The sequence below is a fragment of the Pseudomonas sp. EpS/L25 genome (assembly GCF_001512295.1).
Taxonomy (GTDB): domain Bacteria; phylum Pseudomonadota; class Gammaproteobacteria; order Pseudomonadales; family Pseudomonadaceae; genus Chryseomonas.
In genome coordinates, this window is sequence record NZ_LNUP01000016.1 from 117202 (window position 1) to 138988 (window position 21787).

The window sequence follows — 21787 nt, forward strand, 5'->3', positions numbered from 1 at the left end:
GTGGGAGAGGGGACTAAGAGCGGCGGAGGCTTGAGTGGTGCCTGTTTGGACAAGGGCTGCCTGGAGCTCGAAGAGAAGGCAGTCCGGCTGCGCCGGGCTATCGCGGCCACAGGCCGCGATAGGGCAATAGCCGCTACCAATGGCCCCGAGTCATTGTGTGACCTACAAAAAAGCCCGGCATGTGCCGGGCTTTTGCGTTCAGGTCAGTGCTTGGGATTACTCCCGGTCACGTTCCAGCAAGGGTTTGAGGAAGTGGCCAGTGTAAGACTTAGAGTTGGCCGCTACCTCTTCGGGTGTCCCCGTAGCGATGATCTGGCCGCCCTTGGAGCCGCCCTCCGGGCCTAGGTCCACCAGCCAGTCGGCGGTCTTGATGACATCCAGGTTGTGCTCGATCACCACGACGGTGTTGCCGTGATCTCGCAGTCGATGCAGTACATCCAGCAACTGCTGGATGTCGGCAAAGTGCAGGCCCGTAGTGGGCTCGTCCAGGATGTAGAGCGTCTTGCCGGTATCCCGCTTGGACAGCTCCCGTGCCAGTTTCACGCGCTGGGCCTCACCCCCTGAAAGAGTCGTCGCGCTCTGGCCCAGGCGGATGTAGGAGAGACCGACATCCATCAGCGTCTGCAGTTTGCGCGCCAGTGCCGGGATGGACTCGAAGAAGGCGTGGGCCTCTTCGATGGTCATGTCCAGCACCTCGGTGATGGTCTTGCCCTTGTACTTCACCTCCAGGGTCTCGCGGTTGTATCTCTTGCCCTTGCACACATCGCAGGCGACATAGACGTCCGGCAGGAAGTGCATCTCCACCTTTATCACCCCGTCGCCCTGGCAGGCCTCGCAACGACCGCCTTTGACGTTGAAGGAGAAGCGTCCTGGCGTGTAGCCGCGGGAACGAGATTCCGGGACGCCGGAGAACAGTTCGCGGATAGGGGTGAAGAGGCCTGTGTAGGTCGCCGGATTGGAGCGTGGTGTGCGACCGATAGGGCTCTGGTCGATGTCCACGACCTTGTCCAGGTGTTGCATGCCGTCGAAGCTGTCATGGGCAGCGACTTCCAGAGTCGTCGCGCCATTGAGGGCCGTGGCGGTAAGCGGGAAGAGGGTGTTGTTGATCAGTGTCGACTTGCCTGATCCGGACACGCCGGTCACGCAGGTCAGCAAGCCCACCGGAATCTCCAGGTTCACGTTCTGCAGGTTGTTGCCGCGCGCACCTTTCAGCTTGAGCAGCTTTTTCTTATCGCGTGGAGTGCGCTTGGCGGGTACCACGATCTTTTTGCGACCCGACAGGTACTGGCCAGTGACCGAGTCCGGATGCTTCATGACCTGATCCGGGGTGCCTTCCGCGATGATCTGGCCACCATGCACGCCCGCGCCGGGGCCGATGTCGATGACGTAGTCTGCCAGGCGGATGGCATCCTCATCGTGCTCGACGACGATCACGGTATTGCCCAGGTCGCGCAGGTGAGTCAGGGTGCCCAGCAGTCGCTCATTGTCGCGCTGGTGCAGGCCGATGGAAGGCTCGTCGAGGATGTACATGACGCCCACCAGGCCCGCGCCTATCTGGCTGGCCAAGCGGATGCGCTGGGCCTCGCCGCCGGAGAGTGTATCGGCGCTGCGATCCAAGGTCAGGTAGTCCAGGCCGACGTTGACCAGGAACTGCAGGCGTTCACGGATCTCCTTGAGGATCTTGTCGGCGATCTGTTGCCGCTGGCCCTTCAGAGTGAGGTCCTGGAAGTATTGGGTCGCATCACCCACTGGCAGCCGGGTGACCGCTGGCAGGGTCTTGTCACCGACCCAGACATGGCGGGCCTCGCGACGCAGGCGGGTGCCATTGCAGTCGGGGCAGTGCTGGGTGCTCAGGTACTTGGCGAGCTCTTCGCGCACGCTCTGGGATTCGGTCTCGCGGTAGCGGCGCTCGAGGTTGGGCAGGATGCCCTCGAACGGGTGGGCGCGTTTGACGATGTCACCCCGGTCGTTGAGGTAGCGGAAGTTGACGCTCTCGCGTCCCGAGCCACTCAGCACGGCCTTGCGATGCTTGTCGTCGAGGCTCTTGAAGGGCTCGTCCAGGCTGAAGCCATAGTGGCTCGCGAGTGAGCCCAGCATCTGGAAGTAATAGACGTTGCGCCGATCCCAGCCGCGGATGGCGCCCTCGCTGAGGCTGAGCTCTTCGTTGACCACCCGCCGGGCGTCGAAGAATTGCTTCACGCCCAGGCCATCGCATGTAGGGCAGGCGCCGGCTGGGTTGTTGAAGGAGAACAGCTTGGGCTCCAGCTCGCCGATGGAGAAGCCACAGATCGGGCAGGCGAAACGCGCGGAGAAGACGATCTCTTCGCCGCTCTCGCCCTCCATGGGGGCGATGATGGCGATGTCGTCGGCCAGCTTCAGTGCCGTCTCGAAGGATTCCGCCAGGCGCTGCTGGAGGTCCTCGCGCACCTTGAATCTATCCACCACCACTTCGATGGTGTGCTTCTTCTGCTTGTCGAGCTTGGGTAGCTCATCCATTTCGTGCAGGCGACCATTTACGCGTACGCGGACGAAACCCTGGGCCCGCAACTCCTCGAACACCGACAGATGCTCGCCCTTGCGCTCGCGCACGATGGGGGCGAGCAGCATCAGGCGCTGGCCTTCCGGCATGGCCAGCACCTGATCGACCATCTGGCTGACCGTCTGGGCTTCGAGGGGGACGTCGTGCTCGGGGCAGCGGGGCGTACCGACCCGCGCATAGAGCAGACGCAGGTAGTCGTAGATCTCGGTGATGGTACCGACCGTCGAGCGTGGGTTGTGCGAGGTGGACTTCTGCTCGATGGAAATGGCCGGAGACAGGCCTTCGATGGTGTCCACATCGGGCTTTTCCATCATCGACAGGAACTGACGAGCGTAGGCCGACAGGGATTCCACGTAGCGACGCTGACCTTCGGCATAAAGGGTGTCGAAGGCTAGGGAGGATTTGCCGGAGCCGGACAGCCCGGTGATGACGATGAGCTTGTCCCGGGGAAGGGTCAGGTCGATGTTCTTCAGGTTATGGGTACGGGCCCCACGGATGAGGATCTTATCCACGTAAACTTCTGCCTCGTGTTGGCGGCGCGTCAATAGAAAAGAGATCTCGTCCCGGGCTGCGGCTATCTGCCGCGCCTGTGAGAGAGGAGTCAAGGCTGGTAAAATTAATGGCCCGACAGCGGTGATCGGGCGTTCGTGATGCTGGCGGTCGGGAACGTTCGGACGAGCGCTCGGCTATCTTCACCGCTTCCTCCCTAAATGGTCATTGTCACGACTGTTTTAAAGCTGTGTGGCGACGTAAAAGTCTGTCGCCGACGAGAGGGTTATCAATGCTCGACAAGCGCAGCGAAGCCATGAGCGGCGTCGAACGCCGTGCTGCCCTGGGGCTGGCCCTGGTCTTCGCCTTTCGTATGCTCGGTATGTTCATGGTGCTCCCGGTCCTGGCAACCTATGGTCAGGAGCTGGCGGATGCCACTCCGGCACTCATCGGCCTCGCCATAGGTGCCTATGGTTTGACCCAAGCGGTCCTGCAAATTCCCCTGGGGACCTTATCGGATCGTATCGGCCGGCGCCCCATCATCATCGGGGGGCTGCTGGTGTTCGCCCTGGGCGCCGCCATTGCCGCCAACGCCCATTCCATCTGGGGCGTGATCGCTGGTCGCATCGTACAGGGTGGTGGTGCCATTTCGGCCGCCATCATGGCGTTGCTGTCGGATCTGACCCGGGAGCAGCACCGCACCAAGGCCATGGCCACCATCGGCATGAGCATCGGCGTGTCCTTCGCCGTAGCCATGGTCGCCGGGCCGCTGCTCACGCGTGCCTATGGTCTGTCGGGGCTGTTCTGGGCGACTTGTGGGCTGGCGCTGGTCGGCCTGCTCATCGTACTGTTGGTGGTCCCCAGGAACGCGTCGCCTTTCGCTCACCGTGAATCCAATCTGGCCCGCCAGGCGCTGGGGACTACCCTGCGCAACCGCGATCTGCTGCGCCTGGACTTCGGCATCCTCACGCTCCATGCCGTGCTGATGGCCAGTTTTGTCGTCTTGCCGCTGGCCCTTGCCGAACATGCCGGTCTGCCGAAGGAGGAGCACTGGTGGGTTTACCTGACGGCACTGGTGGTCGGCTTCTTCGCGATGGTTCCTTTCATCATCTATGGTGAAAAGAAGCGGCGTATGAAGCGCGTGCTGGTGGGGGCCATCAGTGTGCTGGTGCTGTGCGAGCTGTACTTCTTTTTCTTCAGCAACAGTCTTGTGGCCCTGGTCATCGGCATCGTGGTGTTCTTCACCGCCTTCAACCTGCTGGAGGCCTCGCTGCCTTCGCTCGTAAGCAAGGTGGCGCCGGCGGGGGGCAAGGGTACGGCCATGGGGATCTATTCCACCAGCCAGTTTCTTGGCTCGGCGCTCGGCGGTATCCTCGGTGGCTGGCTGTTCCAGCATGGTGGCCTGTCCATCGTCTTCCTGGGCTGTGCTGCGCTTTGCCTGGGTTGGGCGGTGATTGCTGGTACGATGCGTGAACCGCCCTATGTCACCAGCCTGCGTTTGTCCGTCGCCCCTGAGCTAGTCAACGACCAGGGATTGGTCGGGCGCCTGTTGGCCCTGGCCGGGGTGACCGACGCGGTGGTGGTGGCAGAAGAGCAAGCCGTCTACATCAAGATCGACACTAAAGTCGTTGATCGAGCGCAATTGGAGCGACTGGTAAGCCATACGCCAGTCGCCGCTTGATCGACAGCCTCATCAGGAGATTCATATGGCCCGTGGCGTCAATAAAGTCATTCTCGTCGGCAATGCCGGCGCCGATCCCGAAACCCGTTACATGCCCAACGGCAACGCGGTGACCAACGTCACCCTGGCCACCAGCGAGAGCTGGAAGGACAAGCAGACCGGCCAGCAGCAAGACCGTACCGAATGGCACCGCGTGGTGTTCTTCGGCCGCCTGGCCGAGATCGCTGGCGAGTACATCCGCAAGGGCTCCCAGGTCTATGTCGAGGGCTCGTTGCGCACCCGCAAGTGGCAGGGCCAAGACGGTCAGGATCGCTACACCACGGAAATCGTGGTCGACATCAACGGCAACATGCAGTTGCTGGGTGGTCGGGGTGGCAATGCCGGTGGTAACGACGAGTACAACCAGAGCGCACCTGCGCCCCAGCAGCAACGCGCACCGCGTCCGCAGCAGGCTGCAGCACCCCAGGGTGGCGGCCAGCAATACGACAATCGTCCGCAGCAGCAACCGCAGTCCCGTCCGCAGCAACAACCCGCTCAGCAGGACTACGACAGCTTCGACGACGACATTCCCTTCTAAACGACGGGCAAAGAAAAAGGGCAGCCAATGGCTGCCCTTTCTTTTTGGTGGAGGCGGGGGGATTTGAACCCCCGTCCGCCAGCTCTCCGCTATCGGTTCTACATGCTTAGCCCTGTCTACTGAGTTAACCCATTGCGGCCCGACGGGCAGGGTGCTTTGGGCGAGCTGTATAAGTTTTAGCCGTTACGTCTACAGCGAACTTGGCGGCGATCCTGTTCTATCTGACAGTCGTTTCGGGTTTACAGGCATCCCCTAGCGACTGCTAGCCGCATTAAGCAGCTAGAGCGTAGTTGTCGTCGTTGGCAACTATAAGTTTGCAGCAGCGAATTTACGAGTTCTGCTACCAGCTCGGCATGCCCCTCAAGTTTCGTTACCGGCGTCGAATCCTAATCGCCCCCAAAACTTGCTGGTCGTTCACTATAGAAACTCTGGCCGTCCTACGCAAGTCATTGTCGACGAAACGTTTTTTCGGCCGCTTGGCTATTTGGCGTCCTTGCGGATGGCGCGCTGGATCTCGCGGTCGGAATCGCGCTCGCGCTCGGTGGCGCGCTTGTCGAATTCCTTCTTGCCCTTGGCCAGGGCGATCTCGCACTTGACCAGGTGCTTCTTCCAGTAGAGCGACAAGGCAACGCACGCATAGCCTTTCTGTTGCACAGCGCCGAACAGCTTGCCCAGCTCGCGCTTGTTCAGCAGAAGCTTACGGGTGCGGGTCGGATCTGCGATGACGTGGGTACTGGCAGTTTGCAGCGGGGTGATGTGGCTACCGAGCAGCCAAGCCTCACCATCCTTGAGCAGCACGTAACTGTCGGTCAACTGCGCCTTGCCGGCTCTTAGGCTCTTCACCTCCCAGCCTGCCAGGGAAACACCCGCTTCGAAACGGGTGTCGACGAAGTATTCGTGGAGCGCCTTTTTGTTCTGCGCGATGCTGCCGGGGGAAACTTTCTTTTGCTTGGCCATGGTTCCAGGGTACAGCGAGTCGGGGGAAATGTCGCCACGCGCTTGAGCGGGTATGAGCAAACACGGACAATACCGCGGTTCTGGGCCGCGGCAGGCTGGTGCGGGAGTAAATTGCGTGCGCCGCCCTCAAATTCAAGGTCCGACACCGAATTCGCTATTCTACGAGGTTCCGATGAGCACGCACATCCAACGTTCGGCGTTGCTGCCCTATCCCGCTTCGGCGCTCTATGCACTGGTCAACGACGTGGCCCGTTATCCGGAATTCCTGCCGTGGTGCTCGTCCGCGCAGATCCTGGAGCAGGACGAAGGGCAGATGCGCGCCTGCCTCACCGTGGCCAAGGGGGGGCTCAGCCAGCAATTCACGACGCGCAACACTCTGGTGCCCAACGAATCCATCACCATGGATCTGGAGAAGGGACCCTTCAAGCAGTTGCATGGCGTCTGGACGTTCAAGGCACTGGGTGACAAGGCCTGCAAGATTTCGCTGGATCTCTCCTTCGAGTACGACAGTGCCATCGTCCGGGCGACCCTCGGCCCACTGTTCAATCAGGCGGCCAATACGATGGTGGATGCCTTCTGCCAGCGCGCGCGGGCCCTCTATGGCTGAGTGCCTTGTCATCGAAGTGGCTCTGGCCCTGCCGGAGCGACAGTGGTTGTTGACTCTGCAACTGGAGGAGGGCGTCACCGCCGAACAGGCGGTACTCGCATCAGGACTGCTCGATCAATTGCCGCCCTTGCAGCGAGAGCACGTTAAGGTCGGCATCTTCGGCAAGCTGCTGACTCGGCCGTCCGAGCGCGTGCTGAGGGCAGGGGATCGGGTGGAGATCTATCGGCCGCTGCTCGCGGACCCGAAGGAGAGTCGCAAGCGGCGCGCCGAACAGGCCAGGCTCAAAACCAGCCGCTGACCGACTGCTTATTGGCCGTCGGTACGGATGCGCTCGGGGGTCGGTACGGCAGCTGGGCGGGCGCTGTCGATCTCTTTCTGGATGGTGTCTTCGGTCGAGCCGGGAGCGGCCGGCGTCTCCGGGGCTGCCGCAGGCGTCGTGGTGGGTTGGGCAGGTGCGGTGGAGTCCACGCTGGTGCCGCTATCGGTACCCATGATCTGCTGTTCACGACTGGTGCCGGGCATGAAGTCGCCGGACAGTCCACTCAGCTGATTGTTGCCATTGAACACCAGGCTGACCCGCTCCTGCTTCCGCTGACCACCGGCGGCCTGCAGGCTGTAGAGGTAATCCCAGCGATTAGGATGGAAGGTATCCTGAATCAGCGGCGTGCCCATGATAAACCGGACTTGCTGTCGGGTCATTCCAGGACGCAACTGGTCTATCATGTCCTGGGTGACGACGTTGCCCTGCTGGATGTCGATCTTGTAAACCCCCGGCAGAGAGCAGCCGGCGAGCATGGCTAGGCTCAGCAGAGAGAGCCCGGTCAGCGTTTGCTTGAGGTTTTGCATCGGTGGGAGACTTCCACTATCTTGCTGGGCAACGAGGCACCGATCATACCCGTATTCCCGAGAGCTGCGAAAGCACTCGGCACCGAGAAAGAGCATGGTAGAGAACAACGAACTCCGCAAAGCGGGTCTGAAAGTGACCCTGCCGCGCGTCAAGATATTGCAGATGCTGGACACTACAGAGCAGCGCCACATGAGCGCCGAAGACGTTTACAAGGCGCTGATGGAGGCCGGCGAGGACGTGGGTCTGGCGACAGTCTATCGGGTCCTCACCCAGTTCGAGGCCGCTGGTCTTGTGGTGCGCCACAATTTCGATGGCGGCCACGCTGTGTTCGAGCTGGCCGACACCGGCCACCACGATCATATGGTGGATGTGGATACCGGCGAGGTCATCGAGTTCACCGATGCGTCCATTGAAAAGCGCCAACGCGAGATCGTTGAAGAGCATGGTTTCGAGCTGGTCGATCACAACCTGGTGCTGTACATCCGCCAGCGCAAATGATGAGCCACTCATGAAAAAGGCGACCCGCGGGTCGCCTTTTTCATGTCCGGTCGTTGCCATGACTAGCGGCTGACCACCAGCTTGCGCGCATGGGCGAGGGATTCTCGGGTGAGGTCGACACCGCCCAGCATGCGCGCCACTTCTTCCACGCGGCGTGCGCGATCCAGCTTGGCGACCGCAGTGCGGGTCTCGTCGGTGCCGCGCTCCTTGTGCACGAAGAGATGCTGGTGTCCTTGGGCGGCGACCTGGGGCAGGTGGGTGACGGTCAATACCTGGCCGCGCTCGCCCAGTTGCCGCAGCAGCTGGCCGACCACCTCGGCAGTCGGGCCGCCAATGCCGACGTCCACCTCGTCGAACACCAGGGTCGGGGTGCGCGAGGTCTGGGCCGTGATGACCTGTATCGCCAGGCTGATACGCGACAGCTCTCCGCCGGATGTCACCTTGGCCAGCGGGCGTAACGGCTGGCCAGGGTTGGCGCTGACACGAAACTCGATGCCTTCGTTGCCCAGCGGCTGGGGCTCACCGCTGGCACCGGGGGTCAGGGTAATGCTGAAGCGGCCACCCGGCATGCCCAGACGCTGCATTTCGGTTTCCACCGCGGCGGCGAGTTCCGGGGCGCGCTGCTCGCGTAGGCGGCTCAGTTCGCCGGCCTTCTCCTGGTAGTGGCGCTCGAAAGCGGCCAACTCTTCCTGCAGGCGCTCCAGGGCGACGTCGTCGGCATCCAGGGACTGCAATTCATTACGCAACTGCTCGTGCAGCTCAAGCAGTCCCTCGGGCTGGACCCGATGCTTGCGGGCGAGGCTGTAGACGCTGTCGAGGCGTTCCTGCACGGCTTGCTGGCGCTCCGGGTCGGCCTCGAAATGATCGACGAAGCGATTGAGTTCGTTCATCGCCTCCTCGATCTGGATCTGGGCCGAGGCGAGCAGGTTGCTGGCCTCCTCGATCTGCGCTGGCGGTCGATCGAAGGCGGTCAGTCGGGCCACGCTGGCGTTGAGGGCGGAGAGCGCATTGCCCTGCTCGTTCTCGGTACAGAGGTCCATGGCCTGGCGGCACGCCAGCAGGATGTGCTCGGCGCTCGCCAGATCGCTCTGCTCCTGCTCCAGTGCCTGCAGCTCACCCTCGGCCAGGGCGAGATTGTCGAGCTCTTCGAGCTGATAGCTGAGCAACTGATGACGAGCGCGTTGCTCGTCGCCGTTACGGGTCAGGCGCTCCAGGGTCTGGCGTACCTGGCGCCAGCGCTGAGCCGCGAGCTGCACCTGGCGTACCAGTTCGCCCGCACCGGCGTATTCGTCCAGTAGGCGCCGGTGCGTATCGAGGCCGAGCAAGGATTGGTGTTCGTGCTGGCTGTGGATGTCGATCAGCAGGCCGCCGAGGGTCTTGAGATCCGCCAGCGGACAGGGCGAGCCATTGATGTAGCCACGCGAACGGCCTTCACGGGTGATGACGCGGCGCAGCAGGCAGGGACCATCCTGTTCCAGGTCGCGCTCGGCCAGCCACTGGCGGGCCTCTGGGATATCGGTGATGTCGAAGCTGGCCAGGACATCGGCTTTGTCGGCGCCAGGGCGCACGGCATCGCTGTCGGCGCGGTCGCCCAGGGTTAGGCCGAGGGCGTCGAGCATGATGGATTTGCCGGCGCCGGTTTCGCCGGTGATCACGGTCATGCCGCGCTCGAGGTCGAGGTCGAGGTGTTCAACGATGGCGTAGTTGCGGACGGACAGGTGCACCAACATGCGACGATCTCCGAAAGCGATTTCTGGTTGTTTATACAGTGCCTCTTCGGTACTGGCAATCCATACAGCTCTTGAAGCGCCGGTCGGCGGCCCCATATAGGCGCCATCGATCAAGGCGTCGTCCATCAGGGGACGCGCCCACCGGCATTATCACAGGAGGACTCCATGGCCGACGAACAGAACTCCCCGACTCCCGAGCACGAGGCCGCGGCCCAGGGCGACGTCCAGCACGAGGATCTCACCGCACGGGTCGCCACGCTCGAAGAGCAGCTCGCTGCCGCCCAGGATCAATCGCTGCGCAGCGTCGCCGAACTGCAGAACGTGCGTCGTCGCGCCGAGCAGGATGTCGAGAAGGCGCACAAGTTCGCCCTGGAGAAATTCGCGGGCGATCTACTGCCGGTGCTGGATAGCCTGGAGCGTGGCCTGGAGCTGTCCAACGCTGCCGACGAAACCTTGAAGCCCATGCGCGAAGGCATGGAGCTGACCTTGAAGATGCTGCAGGACACCCTCAAGCGCTATCAGGTCGAGGCCGTCGATCCCCATGGCGCCCCTTTCAATCCCGAACACCATCAGGCCATGGCCATGGAGGAGAGCGCCACCGCCGAGCCGGGCAGCGTGCTCAAGGTGTTTCAGAAAGGCTATCTGCTCAATGGCCGCCTGCTGCGGCCGGCGATGGTGGTGGTGAGCAAGGCGCCCGCGGCACAGCAGCCGAGCATCGACGAAAAGGCTTGAAATTCTTTCGCTCGGCCCCATCTGGTAGGCAAGCGAACATCAAAGGCCCCCTGAGTGGGCCGCGCGGAATCTGAGATTTCTGGAGAAGATTACATGGGCAAGATCATCGGTATCGACCTGGGGACCACCAACTCCTGTGTCGCGATCCTCGAAAACGGCAATGTCAAAGTACTGGAAAACGCCGAAGGCACTCGTACCACGCCGTCCATCATCGCCTACACCAACGATGGCGAGACCCTGGTCGGCCAGCCGGCCAAGCGCCAGGCGGTGACCAATCCGCAGAACACCCTCTATGCGGTCAAGCGACTGATCGGCCGGCGTTACGAAGAAAACGTCGTGCAGAAAGACATCCAGATGGTCCCCTACAAGATCGTCAAGGCGGACAACGGTGACGCCTGGGTCGAGGCCAAGGGCCAGAAGATGGCGCCGCCGCAGGTCTCCGCTGAAGTCCTGAAGAAGATGAAGAAGACCGCCGAGGACTACCTGGGCGAGCCCGTGACCGAAGCGGTCATCACCGTGCCGGCCTACTTCAACGACAGCCAGCGTCAGGCTACCAAGGACGCCGGCCGCATCGCCGGTCTGGACGTCAAGCGCATCATCAACGAGCCGACCGCCGCGGCCCTGGCCTATGGCCTGGACAAGGCCAAGGGCGACCACACCGTGATCGTCTATGACCTGGGCGGCGGTACCTTCGACGTCTCGGTCATCGAGATCGCCGAGGTCGATGGTGAGCATCAGTTCGAGGTGCTGGCCACCAATGGCGACACCTTCCTGGGTGGTGAAGACTTCGACATCCGCCTGATCGACTACCTCGTCGACGAATTCAAGAAAGAAAGCGGCATGAACCTCAAGGGTGACCCGCTGGCCATGCAGCGCCTGAAGGAAGCTGCCGAGAAGGCCAAGATCGAGTTGTCCTCGGCTACCCAGACCGACGTCAACCTGCCGTACATCACTGCCGATGCCAGCGGTCCCAAGCACCTGAACGTCAAGGTCTCCCGCGCCAAGCTGGAGTCGCTGGTGGAAGAGCTGGTCGAGCGTACCATCGAGCCGTGCCGTACTGCGTTGAAGGACTCCGGTCTGGACGTCTCCGACATCCACGAAGTCATCCTGGTGGGCGGTCAGACCCGCATGCCGCTGGTGCAGAAGCGTGTGGCCGATTTCTTCGGCAAGGAAGCGCGCAAGGACGTCAACCCGGACGAAGCCGTCGCCATCGGTGCCGCCATCCAGGGCGCCGTGCTGGCCGGTGACGTCAAGGACGTCCTGCTGCTGGATGTCACCCCGCTGACCCTGGGTATCGAGACCATGGGTGGCGTGATGACCGCGCTGATCGAGAAGAATACCACCATCCCGACCAAGAAGTCGCAGGTGTTCTCCACTGCCGACGACAACCAGGGCGCCGTGACCATCCATGTGCTGCAGGGTGAGCGCAAGCAGGCCGCGCAGAACAAGTCGCTGGGCAAGTTCGACTTGGCCGAGATCCCGCCGGCGCCGCGTGGAGTACCGCAGATCGAGGTGACCTTCGACATCGATGCCAACGGTATCCTCAACGTGTCCGCCAAGGACAAGGCCACCGGCAAGCAGCAGTCCATCGTCATCAAGGCGTCCTCCGGTCTGTCCGAGGAAGAGATTCAGCAGATGGTGCGTGACGCCGAGGCCAATGCCGACGAGGATCGCAAGTTCGAAGAGCTGGCGGCGGCCCGCAACCAGGGTGATGCCCTGGTGCACGGTACCCGCAAGATGCTGACCGAAGCGGGCGACAAGGCCACGGCCGAAGAGAAGAGCACCATCGAGAAGGCCATCGGCGAACTGGAAACAGCCGTTCGCGGCGATGACAAGGACGCCATCGAAGCCAAGATGAACGCCTTGTCCCAGGCTTCCGCGCCGCTGGCCCAGAAGCTCTACTCCGAGCAGGGCGCTGCCGGTGCCGAAGGCGCTTCGGCCAAGGCGGACGGCGATGCCAAGAAACCCGGCGACGACGTGGTCGATGCCGAGTTCGAGGAAGTGAAGGACAACAAGTAAGCCCCGTGCTTACCGCACCTGGCGGGCTTCGGCCCGTCGGATCCGCCGCGCGGGAGCCTGCTCCCGCGTTGGCGTGTCTGGAGGGTGAGAAAATTTAAGGTGCAAAAAGTCTATGGCCAAACGTGATTACTATGAGGTGCTCGGGGTCGAGCGCGGCGCCAGTGAAGCCGAGCTCAAGAAGGCCTACCGACGCCTGGCGATGAAGTACCATCCGGATCGCAATCCGGGTGATGCGGCTGCCGAAGAGCAGTTCAAGGAGGCCGCCGAGGCCTACGAAGTGCTGTCCGATGCGGGCAAGCGCTCGGCCTACGACCAGTACGGCCATGCTGGCGTCGATCCGAGCATGGGTGGCGGCGGTTTCGGTGGCGCGGCCGGTGGCGCGAGCTTCTCCGACATCTTCGGCGACGTCTTCAGCGACTTCTTCGGCGGGCGCGGTGGTGCCGGTGGCCGAGGCGGTCCGCAGCGCGGCGCCGACCTGCGCTACACCCTGGATCTGGACCTGGAAGAGGCGGTACGTGGGACCACGGTCACCATTCGCGTGCCGACCCTGGTCGAGTGCAAGGTCTGCGACGGCAACGGCGCCAAGCCGGGCACCTCGGCCTCCACCTGCCCCACTTGCGGTGGCATCGGCCAGGTACGCATGCAGCAAGGCTTCTTCTCGGTGCAGCAGACCTGCCCGCGCTGCCATGGCAGCGGCAAGATCATTCCCGAGCCCTGCACGGCCTGCCATGGCCAGGGTCGCGTGGAGGAGCAGAAGACCCTGTCGGTGAAGGTACCGGCGGGCGTCGACACCGGTGACCGCATCCGCCTGAGCGGCGAGGGCGAAGCCGGCACCCTGGGCGGGCCCAGCGGTGACCTGTACGTCGTGGTCAACGTGCGCGAACACTCAATCTTCCAGCGCGACGGCAAGCACCTCTATTGCGAGGTGCCGATCAACTTCACCGATGCCGCCCTGGGTGGGGAGTTGGAAGTGCCGACCCTGGATGGTCGCGTCAAGCTGAAGATCCCCGAGGGCACCCAGACCGGCAAGATGTTCCGCCTGCGCGGCAAGGGTGTGACGCCCGTGCGGGGCGGCGGTGCTGGTGACCTGATGTGCAAGGTGGTGGTGGAGACCCCGGTCAACCTGAGCCGGCGCCAGCGCGAGCTGCTCGAGGAATTCCGCAACACCCTGCAGAGCGACAGCTCCCATTCGCCCCGGGCCAGCGGCTGGTTCGACGGCATGAAGCGCTTCTTCGACGACCTCTAAACCAGCCGGGCGTCGTCGCGAGGCGGCGCCTGGCTAGCAGCCTGGAGCTGATGATGCGACGTATAGCTGTAATGGGCGCCGCGGGGCGCATGGGCAAGATCCTGATCGAGGCGGTCCAGCAGACCCAGGGTGCAGCCGGCCTGACCGCCGCGGTGGATCGGCCGGAGAGCAGCCTGGTCGGGGCCGATGCGGGTGAGCTCGCCGGTATCGGGCGTAATGGCGTGATGCTCTCGGGGGAGTTGAGTCGGGTGCTGGACGATTTCGATGTCCTCATCGACTTTACCCATCCCAGCGTCACCCTGCAGAATCTGGCGCTGTGCCGCAGAGCCGGCAAGGCCATGGTGATCGGTACCACCGGTTTCACCGCCGAGCAGAAGCTGACCCTGCTGGAGGCGAGCAGGGAAATCCCCATCGTCTTCGCTGCCAACTTCAGCGTCGGCGTCAATCTTTGCCTCAAGCTGCTGGACACAGCTGCCCGCGTGCTGGGCGACGAGGTCGACATCGAGATCATCGAGGCGCACCACAGACATAAGGTGGACGCCCCCTCCGGTACCGCACTGCGCATGGGTGAGGTCGTCGCCCAGGCGCTGGGTCGTGATCTGGAAGAGGTCGCCGTCTACGGTCGCGAAGGCCAGACCGGTGCCCGTGATCGTCAGACCATTGGCTTCGCTACCGTACGTGCTGGTGACGTGGTGGGCGACCACACGGTGTTGTTCGCCAGCGAAGGCGAGCGCGTGGAGATCACCCACAAGGCGTCCAGTCGCATGACTTTTGCCAAGGGCGCGGTGCGCGCGGCGCTGTGGTTGAAGGATAAACAGCCGGCGCTATATGACATGCAGGACGTACTGGAGTTGCGCTGATGCGCGCGCGAGGGTGCCAGCAGCGCTCAATTCGTGTACAATGCAGCTTTAGTGTATCCACTAAAAGCTAGCGCAGAATGAAATCACAACATTAAAACGGGATGACTCTTCGAGATGTCATCCCGTTTTTTTGCACCCTGCGTTTGCCCGCCAAGGCTTGATTTTCGGAGGTCTTCTTGACTAAGCCAGCCATACTCGCACTTGCCGATGGCAGCATCTTTCGCGGTGAATCCATCGGTGCCGACGGCCACACGGCCGGCGAAGTGGTGTTCAACACCGCCATGACCGGCTACCAGGAAATCCTGACCGATCCTTCCTATGCGAAGCAGATCGTCACCCTGACCTATCCGCATATTGGCAATACCGGTACCACGCCGCAGGATGGCGAGGCCGCCCAGGTATGGGCCGCCGGGCTGATCATCCGTGACCTGCCGCTGTTGGCCAGCAACTGGCGCAACAAGCAATCGCTGCCGGAGTACCTCGAGGAAAACGGCACCATCGCCATCGCTGGCATCGACACCCGTCGCCTGACCCGCATCCTCCGCGAGAAGGGCGCTCAGGATGGCTGCATCCTCACTGGCGCAGACGCCACCGAAGAGCGCGCCCTGGAACTGGCTCGTGCCTTCCCCGGCCTCAAGGGCATGGACCTGGCCAAGGAAGTCAGCGTCAAGGAGCGCTACGAGTGGCGCTCCAGCGTCTGGTCGCTGGAGACCGACAGCCACGCCGAGATTCCGGCCGAGCAGTTGCCCTACCACGTGGTGGCCTTCGACTACGGCGTCAAGCTGAACATCCTGCGCATGCTGGTGGCCCGTGGCTGCCGCATCACCGTGCTGCCGGCCCAGACCCCGGCCAGCGAAGCCTTGGCACTGCAGCCCGACGGCATCTTCCTGGCCAACGGCCCGGGCGATCCCGAGCCTTGCGACTACGCCATCAAGGCCATCCAGGATGTACTGGAAACCGAAATTCCGGTCTTCGGCATCTGCCTGGGGCACCAGTTGCTGGCCCTGGCCTCCGGCGCCAGGACGGTGAAGATGCCTAACGGTCACCACGGCGCCAACCATCCGGTGCAGGATCTGGACAGCGGCGTGGTGATGATCACCAGCCAGAACCACGGTTTCGCCGTGGACGAGGCCAGCCTGCCGGCCAACGTGCGTGCCACCCACAAGTCGTTGTTCGACGGCACCCTGCAGGGCATCGAGCGCACCGACAAGGTCGCCTTCAGCTTCCAGGGGCACCCCGAGGCGAGCCCCGGCCCGCACGACGTAGCGCCGCTGTTCGACAAGTTCATCCAGGCCATGGCGGCACGCCGCTAAGACGGGAGGAGGGTAGAGCTCATGCTGGCGAATCTGGGCGTCATCGACTTCTGGACCTACGTGGTCGGGACCCTGTTCGTCATCCTGTTGCCTGGCCCCAATTCCTTCTTCGTGCTCGCCACCAGTGCCCAGCGCGGCATTCGCAGCGGCTACCAGGCGGCCTCGGCCGTGTTCCTCGGTGACGCCGTACTGATGCTGCTCTCGGCCTTGGGCGTCGCCTCGCTGCTCAAGGCCGAGCCGCTGTTCTTCCAGATCCTCAAGTACCTGGGCGCGGCCTATCTGTTCTACCTCGGCTGGGGCATGCTGCGTGGTGGACTCAAGTCCTGGCGCAGTCCGGCCCAGGGCCAGGCCGAGGCAACCCTGCGCGAAGACGTCCAGCAGCCGTTCCGCAAGGCGCTGCTGCTGAGTCTGTCGAACCCGAAGGCGATCCTGTTCTTCGTCTCCTTCTTCATCCAGTTCGTGGACCCCGGTTACGCCCATCCGGCGCTGTCCTTCCTGGTGCTGGGCGCGGTACTGGAAGCCATCAGCTTCTGCTACCTGTCGTTCCTGATTTTCTGTGGCGTTCGCCTGGCGGCCTGGTTCCGTCAGCGGCGTCGGCGCCCTGTTCGTGGGGTTCGGTGTGAAGTTGGCCACCGCGACCCTGACCTGATTACCTGCATTCGAGAAGCCCATGCCTAAGCGTACAGACATCAAGAGCATCCTGATCCTCGGGGCCGGCCCCATCGTCATCGGCCAGGCCTGCGAGTTCGACTATTCCGGCGCCCAGGCCTGCAAGGCCCTGCGCGAGGAAGGCTTCCGCGTCATCCTGGTGAACTCCAACCCGGCCACCATCATGACCGATCCGTCCATGGCCGATGCCACCTACATCGAACCGATCAAGTGGGCCACGGTGGCCAAGATCATCGAGAAGGAGCGCCCCGACGCCCTGCTGCCGACCATGGGCGGCCAGACCGCGCTGAACTGTGCCCTGGATCTGGAGCGTCATGGCGTGCTGGCGAAGTTCGGCGTCGAGATGATCGGTGCCAACGCCGACACCATCGACAAGGCCGAGGATCGTTCGCGCTTCGACAAGGCCATGAAGGACATCGGCCTGGCCTGCCCGGTCTCGGGCATCGCCCACAGCATGGAAGAAGCCTACGGCGTATTGGAGAAGGTCGGCTTCCCCTGCATCATCCGTCCATCCTTCACCATGGGCGGTACCGGTGGCGGCATCGCCTACAACCGCGAAGAATTCGAAGAGATCTGCACCCGTGGTCTGGATCTGTCGCCGACCAACGAGCTGCTGATCGACGAATCCCTGATCGGCTGGAAGGAATACGAGATGGAGGTGGTCCGCGACAAGAAGGACAACTGCATCATCGTCTGCTCCATCGAGAACTTCGATCCCATGGGCGTGCACACCGGTGACTCCATCACCGTGGCCCCGGCCCAGACGCTGACCGACAAGGAATACCAGATCATGCGCAACGCCTCCCTGGCGGTGCTGCGCGAGATCGGCGTCGAGACCGGCGGCTCCAACGTCCAGTTCGGCATCTGCCCGAATACCGGGCGCATGGTGGTGATCGAGATGAACCCGCGGGTGTCGCGGTCCTCGGCGCTGGCCTCCAAGGCCACCGGCTTCCCCATCGCCAAGATCGCCGCCAAGCTGGCCGTCGGCTACACCCTGGACGAGCTGCAGAACGACATCACCGGCGGTCGTACCCCGGCGTCCTTCGAGCCGGCCATCGACTACGTGGTCACCAAGATCCCGCGCTTCGCCTTCGAGAAATTCCCCAAGGCCGACGCCCGCCTGACGACCCAGATGAAATCCGTGGGCGAGGTTATGTCCATCGGCCGTACCTTCCAGGAATCCCTGCAAAAAGCCCTGCGGGGCCTGGAAGTCGGCGTGGTCGGCTTCGATCCCAAGCTGGATCCGGCCGATCCCGAGGCCGACGGCACCCTCAAGCGCGAGCTGACCGTGCCGGGTGCCGATCGCATCTGGTACATCGGTGACGCCTTCCGCCAGGGCTACGGCCTGGACAAGGTCTTCGAGTTGACCCGCATCGATCCCTGGTTCCTGGTGCAGATCGAGGACCTGATCAAGGACGAAGAGCGCATCAAGACCCTGGGGCTGACCGACCTCGACTACGACCTGATGCGCAAGCTCAAGCGCAAGGGCTTCTCCGATGCGCGCCTGGCCAAGCTGCTCGGCGTCACCGAGAAGAACCTGCGGGCCCATCGCCACAAGCTCAAGGTGCTGCCGGTGTACAAGCGGGTGGACACCTGCGCCGCCGAATTCGCCACCGACACCGCCTACCTCTACTCCACCTACGAGGAAGAGTGCGAGGCCAAGCCCAGCGGTCGCGACAAGATCATGATCCTCGGCGGCGGTCCCAACCGTATCGGCCAGGGCATCGAGTTCGACTACTGCTGCGTGCACGCGGCCCTGGCCATGCGTGAAGACGGCTACGAGACCATCATGGTCAACTGCAACCCGGAAACCGTCTCCACCGACTACGACACCTCCGACCGCCTGTTCTTCGAGCCGGTTACCTTGGAGGACGTGCTGGAGATCGTCCGCGTCGAGCAGCCCAAGGGTGTCATCGTCCAGTACGGCGGCCAGACCCCGCTCAAGCTGTGCCGCGCGCTGGAAGAAGCCGGCGTGCCCATCATCGGCACCAGCCCCGATGCCATCGACCGCGCCGAAGACCGCGAGCGCTTCCAGCAGATGGTGCAGCGTCTGAATCTGCGCCAGCCGGCCAACTCCACCGCGCGTAGCGAGGACGAGGCCCTGGCCCTGTCCAAGAACATCGGCTACCCGATGGTGGTACGTCCGTCCTACGTGCTGGGCGGTCGGGCGATGGAAATCGTCTACCAGGAAGAAGAACTCAAGCGCTACATGCGCGAAGCGGTGAAGGTGTCCAACGACAGCCCGGTACTGCTCGACCACTTTCTCAACTGCGCCATCGAGGTGGACGTGGACGCGGTGTGCGACGGCCAGACCGTGGTGATCGGCGCCATCATGCAGCACATCGAACAGGCCGGCGTGCACTCCGGTGACTCCGCCTGCTCGCTGCCGCCCTATTCGCTGCCCAAGCACATCCAGGACGAAATCCGCGAGCAGGTCAAGAAGATGGCCCTGGAGCTCGGCGTGATCGGTCTGATGAACGTGCAGATGGCCGTGCAGGGCGAGGACATCTACGTCATCGAGGTCAACCCGCGGGCCTCCCGTACCGTGCCTTTCGTCTCCAAGTGCATCGGCGAGTCCCTGGCCAAGGTGGCTGCCCGCGTCATGGCCGGCAAGACGCTGGCCGAAGTGGGCTTCACCGAAGAGATCATCCCGCCGTTCTTCAGCGTCAAGGAAGCGGTGTTCCCCTTCAACAAATTCCCCGGCGTGGACCCCATCCTCGGCCCGGAAATGAAGTCCACCGGCGAGGTGATGGGTGTCGGCGACAGCTTCGGCGAAGCCTTCGCCAAGGCCCAGCTGGGCGCCAACGAGATCCTGCCGAACTCCGGCTGCGCCTTCATCAGCGTGCGTGACGACGACAAGCCCGAAGCCGTGCAGGTCGCCCGCGATCTGGTCGGCCTCGGCTTCGAAGTGGTCGCCACCGCTGGTACCGCGCGAGTGATAGAGGCGGCCGGTCTGCCGGTGCGTCGCGTGAACAAGGTGACCGAGGGTCGCCCGCACGTGGTCGACATGATCAAAAATGATGAAGTCACCCTGATCATCAACACCACCGAAGGCCGGCAGTCCATCGCCGATTCCTATTCGATCCGCCGTAATGCCCTGCAGCACAAGCTCTGCTGCACCACGACCATTGCGGGCGGCCAGGCCATTTGCGAAGCTTTGAAATTCGGCGCCGAAAAGACCGTGCGCCGGCTGCAAGATCTGCATGCAGGAGTTAAGGCATGACCAAGTACCCCATGACCGTCCAGGGCGCTCGTGCCCTGGAAGAGGAGCTCAAGCACCTCAAGACCGAGCTGCGTCCGAAGATTACCCAGGCCATCGCCGAAGCGCGCGAGCTGGGTGACCTCAAGGAAAACGCCGAATACCACGCCGCCCGTGAACAGCAGGGAATGGTCGAGGCGCGCATCCGCGATATCGAGGGTCGACTGCAGAATGCTCAGGTGATCGACGTGGCCGCCTTGCCGCATACCGGCAAGGTGATCTTCGGCACCACCGTGGAGATCGCCAACACCGAGACCGACGAGACGGTGACCTACCAGATCGTCGGCGACGACGAGGCGGACATCAAACAGGGCAAGCTGTCGGTGGGTTCGCCCATCGCCCGCGCCCTGATCGGCAAGGAAGAAGGGGACGTGGTGCTGGTGAAGACCCCGGGCGGCGATGTCGAATACGAAATTGTCGCCGTCCGTCACGTCTGATCGCCGTGTCCGCGGCTGGCTCGCCACGCTGCTCGCTGCAGCCTGGCAGCTGGCTCAGGTGTTCTGGGTCGGCCCCTTGGTCGCCCTGCATCTGTGCATTCCCGTGGCGCTCGCCCAGGCGGGCTGGGCGCCGCTGCTGATCCAGTCCGGTCGCGAGGAGTTGCTGCGCATGATGCTCAGCGCCGCGGCCGGCGGCGTCTTCACTCAGATCGTGGTGCTGGTCTGGTGGGCAGGCGTTGGCGCCCTGTGGCGCGACCTGCGTGGCCAGCTGCTGCTGGCGAGTGCGGCGGCCGTACTATTGCAGAACGAACTCGCGCGCCTGTGGAGCGGGCCGACCGCCCTGGCCGGCTACGTGGTATTGCTGCTCTGCGGACTGATCCTGGTGCTGCAACCCGTCCCGGGGCGCCCGCGCCCGAATCAGGCGGTATAGCGCACCACGTTGGACAGGTTGCGATTCTGCTCGCGGGCCTTGCGGTAGATCAGCGCCATCTTGCCGATCACCTGCACCAGCTCGGCCTTGCTCGAAGCGCACAGCTCCTCGATCAACGCACGGCGGTCTTCCCGCTCGGTGACGGCCAGCTTGATCTTGATCAGTTCGTGATCGTTCAGCGCACGATCGAGCTCACCCAGCACGCCCTCGCTCAAACCATTCTCGCTGATGGTGACCACCGGCTTGAGTTGATGACCGATCGCCTTGAACCGCTTTTTATGCTCGTTGTTGAGCGCCATAATTCACCCCGGATAAAAGCCGAACAGTTTATCGCAGCCGTCCGATGCCGCCCAGCGATACGAGAAAACTTCCCGTGGCAACTGCAAAAGCCAGCCATCGCTGGCTCAAGGAACACCTCGAAGCGCCCTGCGTCAAGCCGGTGCGGAGGGACGGCCGGCTCTCCCGGGCCCGCTACGCGCTGCTCGAGCGATTGGCGCCTGGTCCGCAGGCCTTGTTTTTTACGGGCTGGCCCCCCATATGATTCGCCTGAACGCGGTGGACCAGCCAGGGGCCTGCCTCTCGTGCGGGCCGGCCAGGATGCTGGTGCACGTACGCTTCCTCCGGTAGGGCCTCCCATCAAGATATTCCGTGGCGAAATTCTAGGCGCCTACCTCAAAGCGGGCGCACGATGAGTTCGACTGGGGTTGATGCGCAAGCCGTTCGCTTCGCGGGACGGATCGCGTGTGCAGTATCTATTGGGTCGCGGTTTCAATGGCCAATTGAGAGAATTGATGGCCGCAACGTCTGCCTTGCCCTAGAGTCAAAGGCAGAAGACTCATATAGCGTTACAGACGATGTCTGCCGTGGGCCAGGCTTTGTGTAGTAACTTACCGGTCA

Annotated in this window: 18 protein-coding genes, 1 other RNA gene and 1 pseudogene; 14 read left to right on the forward strand and 6 right to left on the reverse strand. The window is 63.1% G+C overall.

All coding sequences use genetic code 11. From position 1 onward, the window contains the following. Positions 1–216: 216 nt before the first annotated feature. Entirely contained in the window at positions 217–3051 is a 2835-nt protein-coding gene (gene uvrA / locus AR540_RS21020; protein ID WP_059231796.1) for an excinuclease ABC subunit UvrA, read from the reverse strand. Between the two features lie 269 nt (positions 3052–3320). On the opposite strand from uvrA, the gene AR540_RS21025 reads away from it, so the two are divergent. Next, complete coding sequence (locus AR540_RS21025) at positions 3321–4709, forward strand: MFS transporter (RefSeq protein WP_059231798.1); 1389 nt, start codon at positions 3321–3323, stop codon at positions 4707–4709. 25 nt (positions 4710–4734) lie between these two features. Then, on the forward strand, positions 4735–5286 hold the full coding sequence (ssb, locus tag AR540_RS21030) for a single-stranded DNA-binding protein (protein WP_059231800.1): 552 nt from the start codon (positions 4735–4737) through the stop codon (positions 5284–5286). A gap of 45 nt (positions 5287–5331) precedes the next feature. Here the strand turns inward: ssb and ssrA are convergent. Then, positions 5332–5684: a transfer-messenger RNA gene (ssrA, locus tag AR540_RS21035) on the reverse strand. An 82-nt stretch (positions 5685–5766) separates the two neighbouring features. Beyond that, the gene (gene smpB, locus AR540_RS21040) at positions 5767–6243 is read right to left on the reverse strand and encodes an SsrA-binding protein SmpB (protein ID WP_007162671.1); all 477 of its coding nucleotides are present in this window, start codon (positions 6241–6243) and stop codon (positions 5767–5769) included. A 172-nt stretch (positions 6244–6415) separates the two neighbouring features. Here smpB and AR540_RS21045 point away from each other — a divergent pair, with 172 nt between their 5' ends. Then, positions 6416–6850: a type II toxin-antitoxin system RatA family toxin gene (locus AR540_RS21045; protein WP_059231803.1), complete on the forward strand. Its 435-nt coding sequence runs from the start codon at positions 6416–6418 to the stop codon at positions 6848–6850. Further along, positions 6843–7148: an RnfH family protein gene (locus tag AR540_RS21050; protein ID WP_059231805.1), complete on the forward strand. Its 306-nt coding sequence runs from the start codon at positions 6843–6845 to the stop codon at positions 7146–7148. The genes AR540_RS21045 and AR540_RS21050 overlap by 8 nt, the downstream gene beginning before the upstream one ends. A gap of 8 nt (positions 7149–7156) precedes the next feature. Here the strand turns inward: AR540_RS21050 and AR540_RS21055 are convergent, their stop codons facing one another. After that, positions 7157–7696 carry an outer membrane protein assembly factor BamE gene (locus AR540_RS21055; protein WP_059231807.1) on the reverse strand — a complete coding sequence of 180 codons (540 nt, stop codon included), beginning with the start codon at positions 7694–7696 and terminating at the stop codon, positions 7157–7159. A 94-nt stretch (positions 7697–7790) separates the two neighbouring features. Between AR540_RS21055 and fur the strand changes: the two genes are divergently transcribed. Continuing rightward, positions 7791–8195 (forward strand): ferric iron uptake transcriptional regulator, encoded by a 405-nt coding sequence (fur, locus tag AR540_RS21060; RefSeq protein ID WP_007162667.1) that lies wholly within the window; start codon positions 7791–7793, stop codon positions 8193–8195. 62 nt (positions 8196–8257) lie between these two features. Here the strand turns inward: fur and recN are convergent, their stop codons facing one another. Next, positions 8258–9925 (reverse strand): DNA repair protein RecN, encoded by a 1668-nt coding sequence (gene recN, locus AR540_RS21065; RefSeq protein ID WP_059231810.1) that lies wholly within the window; start codon positions 9923–9925, stop codon positions 8258–8260. Positions 9926–10090: 165 nt separating this feature from the next. Between recN and grpE the strand changes: the two genes are divergently transcribed. From grpE to AR540_RS21110, 9 genes and pseudogenes are all read left to right on the forward strand, one after another. Next, a complete protein-coding gene (gene grpE / locus AR540_RS21070; protein ID WP_059231811.1) occupies positions 10091–10657 on the forward strand; it encodes a nucleotide exchange factor GrpE in 567 nt (188 codons plus the stop codon). Positions 10658–10750: 93 nt separating this feature from the next. Continuing rightward, positions 10751–12676 carry a molecular chaperone DnaK gene (dnaK, locus tag AR540_RS21075; RefSeq protein ID WP_059231813.1) on the forward strand — a complete coding sequence of 642 codons (1926 nt, stop codon included), beginning with the start codon at positions 10751–10753 and terminating at the stop codon, positions 12674–12676. A 112-nt stretch (positions 12677–12788) separates the two neighbouring features. Continuing rightward, positions 12789–13922, forward strand: a complete 1134-nt coding sequence (dnaJ, locus tag AR540_RS21080) for a molecular chaperone DnaJ (protein WP_058764348.1) — start codon at positions 12789–12791, stop codon at positions 13920–13922. Between the two features lie 53 nt (positions 13923–13975). Further along, complete coding sequence (gene dapB / locus AR540_RS21085) at positions 13976–14782, forward strand: 4-hydroxy-tetrahydrodipicolinate reductase (RefSeq protein WP_059231815.1); 807 nt, start codon at positions 13976–13978, stop codon at positions 14780–14782. Positions 14783–14958: 176 nt separating this feature from the next. Further along, a complete protein-coding gene (gene carA, locus AR540_RS21090) occupies positions 14959–16095 on the forward strand; it encodes a glutamine-hydrolyzing carbamoyl-phosphate synthase small subunit (RefSeq protein WP_059231817.1) in 1137 nt (378 codons plus the stop codon). A 21-nt stretch (positions 16096–16116) separates the two neighbouring features. Beyond that, positions 16117–16744: pseudogene (gene leuE / locus AR540_RS21095) on the forward strand (leucine efflux protein LeuE). Between the two features lie 21 nt (positions 16745–16765). Further along, complete coding sequence (gene carB, locus AR540_RS21100; RefSeq protein WP_059231819.1) at positions 16766–19987, forward strand: carbamoyl-phosphate synthase large subunit; 3222 nt, start codon at positions 16766–16768, stop codon at positions 19985–19987. After that, the gene (gene greA / locus AR540_RS21105; protein WP_059231822.1) at positions 19984–20460 is read left to right on the forward strand and encodes a transcription elongation factor GreA; all 477 of its coding nucleotides are present in this window, start codon (positions 19984–19986) and stop codon (positions 20458–20460) included. Before carB ends, greA begins: the two co-directional genes overlap by 4 nt. Then, complete coding sequence (locus tag AR540_RS21110) at positions 20438–20890, forward strand: hypothetical protein (protein WP_059231824.1); 453 nt, start codon at positions 20438–20440, stop codon at positions 20888–20890. The genes greA and AR540_RS21110 overlap by 23 nt, the downstream gene beginning before the upstream one ends. Here AR540_RS21110 and yhbY read toward each other — a convergent pair. After that, a complete protein-coding gene (gene yhbY, locus AR540_RS21115) occupies positions 20878–21189 on the reverse strand; it encodes a ribosome assembly RNA-binding protein YhbY (protein ID WP_059231826.1) in 312 nt (103 codons plus the stop codon). The two genes, AR540_RS21110 and yhbY, sit on opposite strands and share 13 nt — an antisense overlap. Between the last annotated feature and the right edge of the window lie 598 nt (positions 21190–21787).

Bases quoted from the DNA above. Each gene is read 5' to 3' on its own strand.
- AR540_RS21050 (WP_059231805.1), top strand. From the start codon at position 6,843: ATGGCTGAGTGCCTTGTCATCGAAGTGGCTCTGGCCCTGCCGGAGCGA.
- AR540_RS21025 (WP_059231798.1), top strand. From the start codon at position 3,321: ATGCTCGACAAGCGCAGCGAAGCCATGAGCGGCGTCGAACGCCGTGCT.
- AR540_RS21045 (WP_059231803.1), top strand. From the start codon at position 6,416: ATGAGCACGCACATCCAACGTTCGGCGTTGCTGCCCTATCCCGCTTCG.
- dapB (WP_059231815.1), top strand. From the start codon at position 13,976: ATGCGACGTATAGCTGTAATGGGCGCCGCGGGGCGCATGGGCAAGATC.
- yhbY (WP_059231826.1), bottom strand. From the start codon at position 21,189: ATGGCGCTCAACAACGAGCATAAAAAGCGGTTCAAGGCGATCGGTCAT.
- ssb (WP_059231800.1), top strand. From the start codon at position 4,735: ATGGCCCGTGGCGTCAATAAAGTCATTCTCGTCGGCAATGCCGGCGCC.
- fur (WP_007162667.1), top strand. From the start codon at position 7,791: ATGGTAGAGAACAACGAACTCCGCAAAGCGGGTCTGAAAGTGACCCTG.
- dnaJ (WP_058764348.1), top strand. From the start codon at position 12,789: ATGGCCAAACGTGATTACTATGAGGTGCTCGGGGTCGAGCGCGGCGCC.
- AR540_RS21055 (WP_059231807.1), bottom strand. From the start codon at position 7,696: ATGCAAAACCTCAAGCAAACGCTGACCGGGCTCTCTCTGCTGAGCCTA.
- carB (WP_059231819.1), top strand. From the start codon at position 16,766: ATGCCTAAGCGTACAGACATCAAGAGCATCCTGATCCTCGGGGCCGGC.
- smpB (WP_007162671.1), bottom strand. From the start codon at position 6,243: ATGGCCAAGCAAAAGAAAGTTTCCCCCGGCAGCATCGCGCAGAACAAA.
- grpE (WP_059231811.1), top strand. From the start codon at position 10,091: ATGGCCGACGAACAGAACTCCCCGACTCCCGAGCACGAGGCCGCGGCC.
- dnaK (WP_059231813.1), top strand. From the start codon at position 10,751: ATGGGCAAGATCATCGGTATCGACCTGGGGACCACCAACTCCTGTGTC.
- greA (WP_059231822.1), top strand. From the start codon at position 19,984: ATGACCAAGTACCCCATGACCGTCCAGGGCGCTCGTGCCCTGGAAGAG.
- recN (WP_059231810.1), bottom strand. From the start codon at position 9,925: ATGTTGGTGCACCTGTCCGTCCGCAACTACGCCATCGTTGAACACCTC.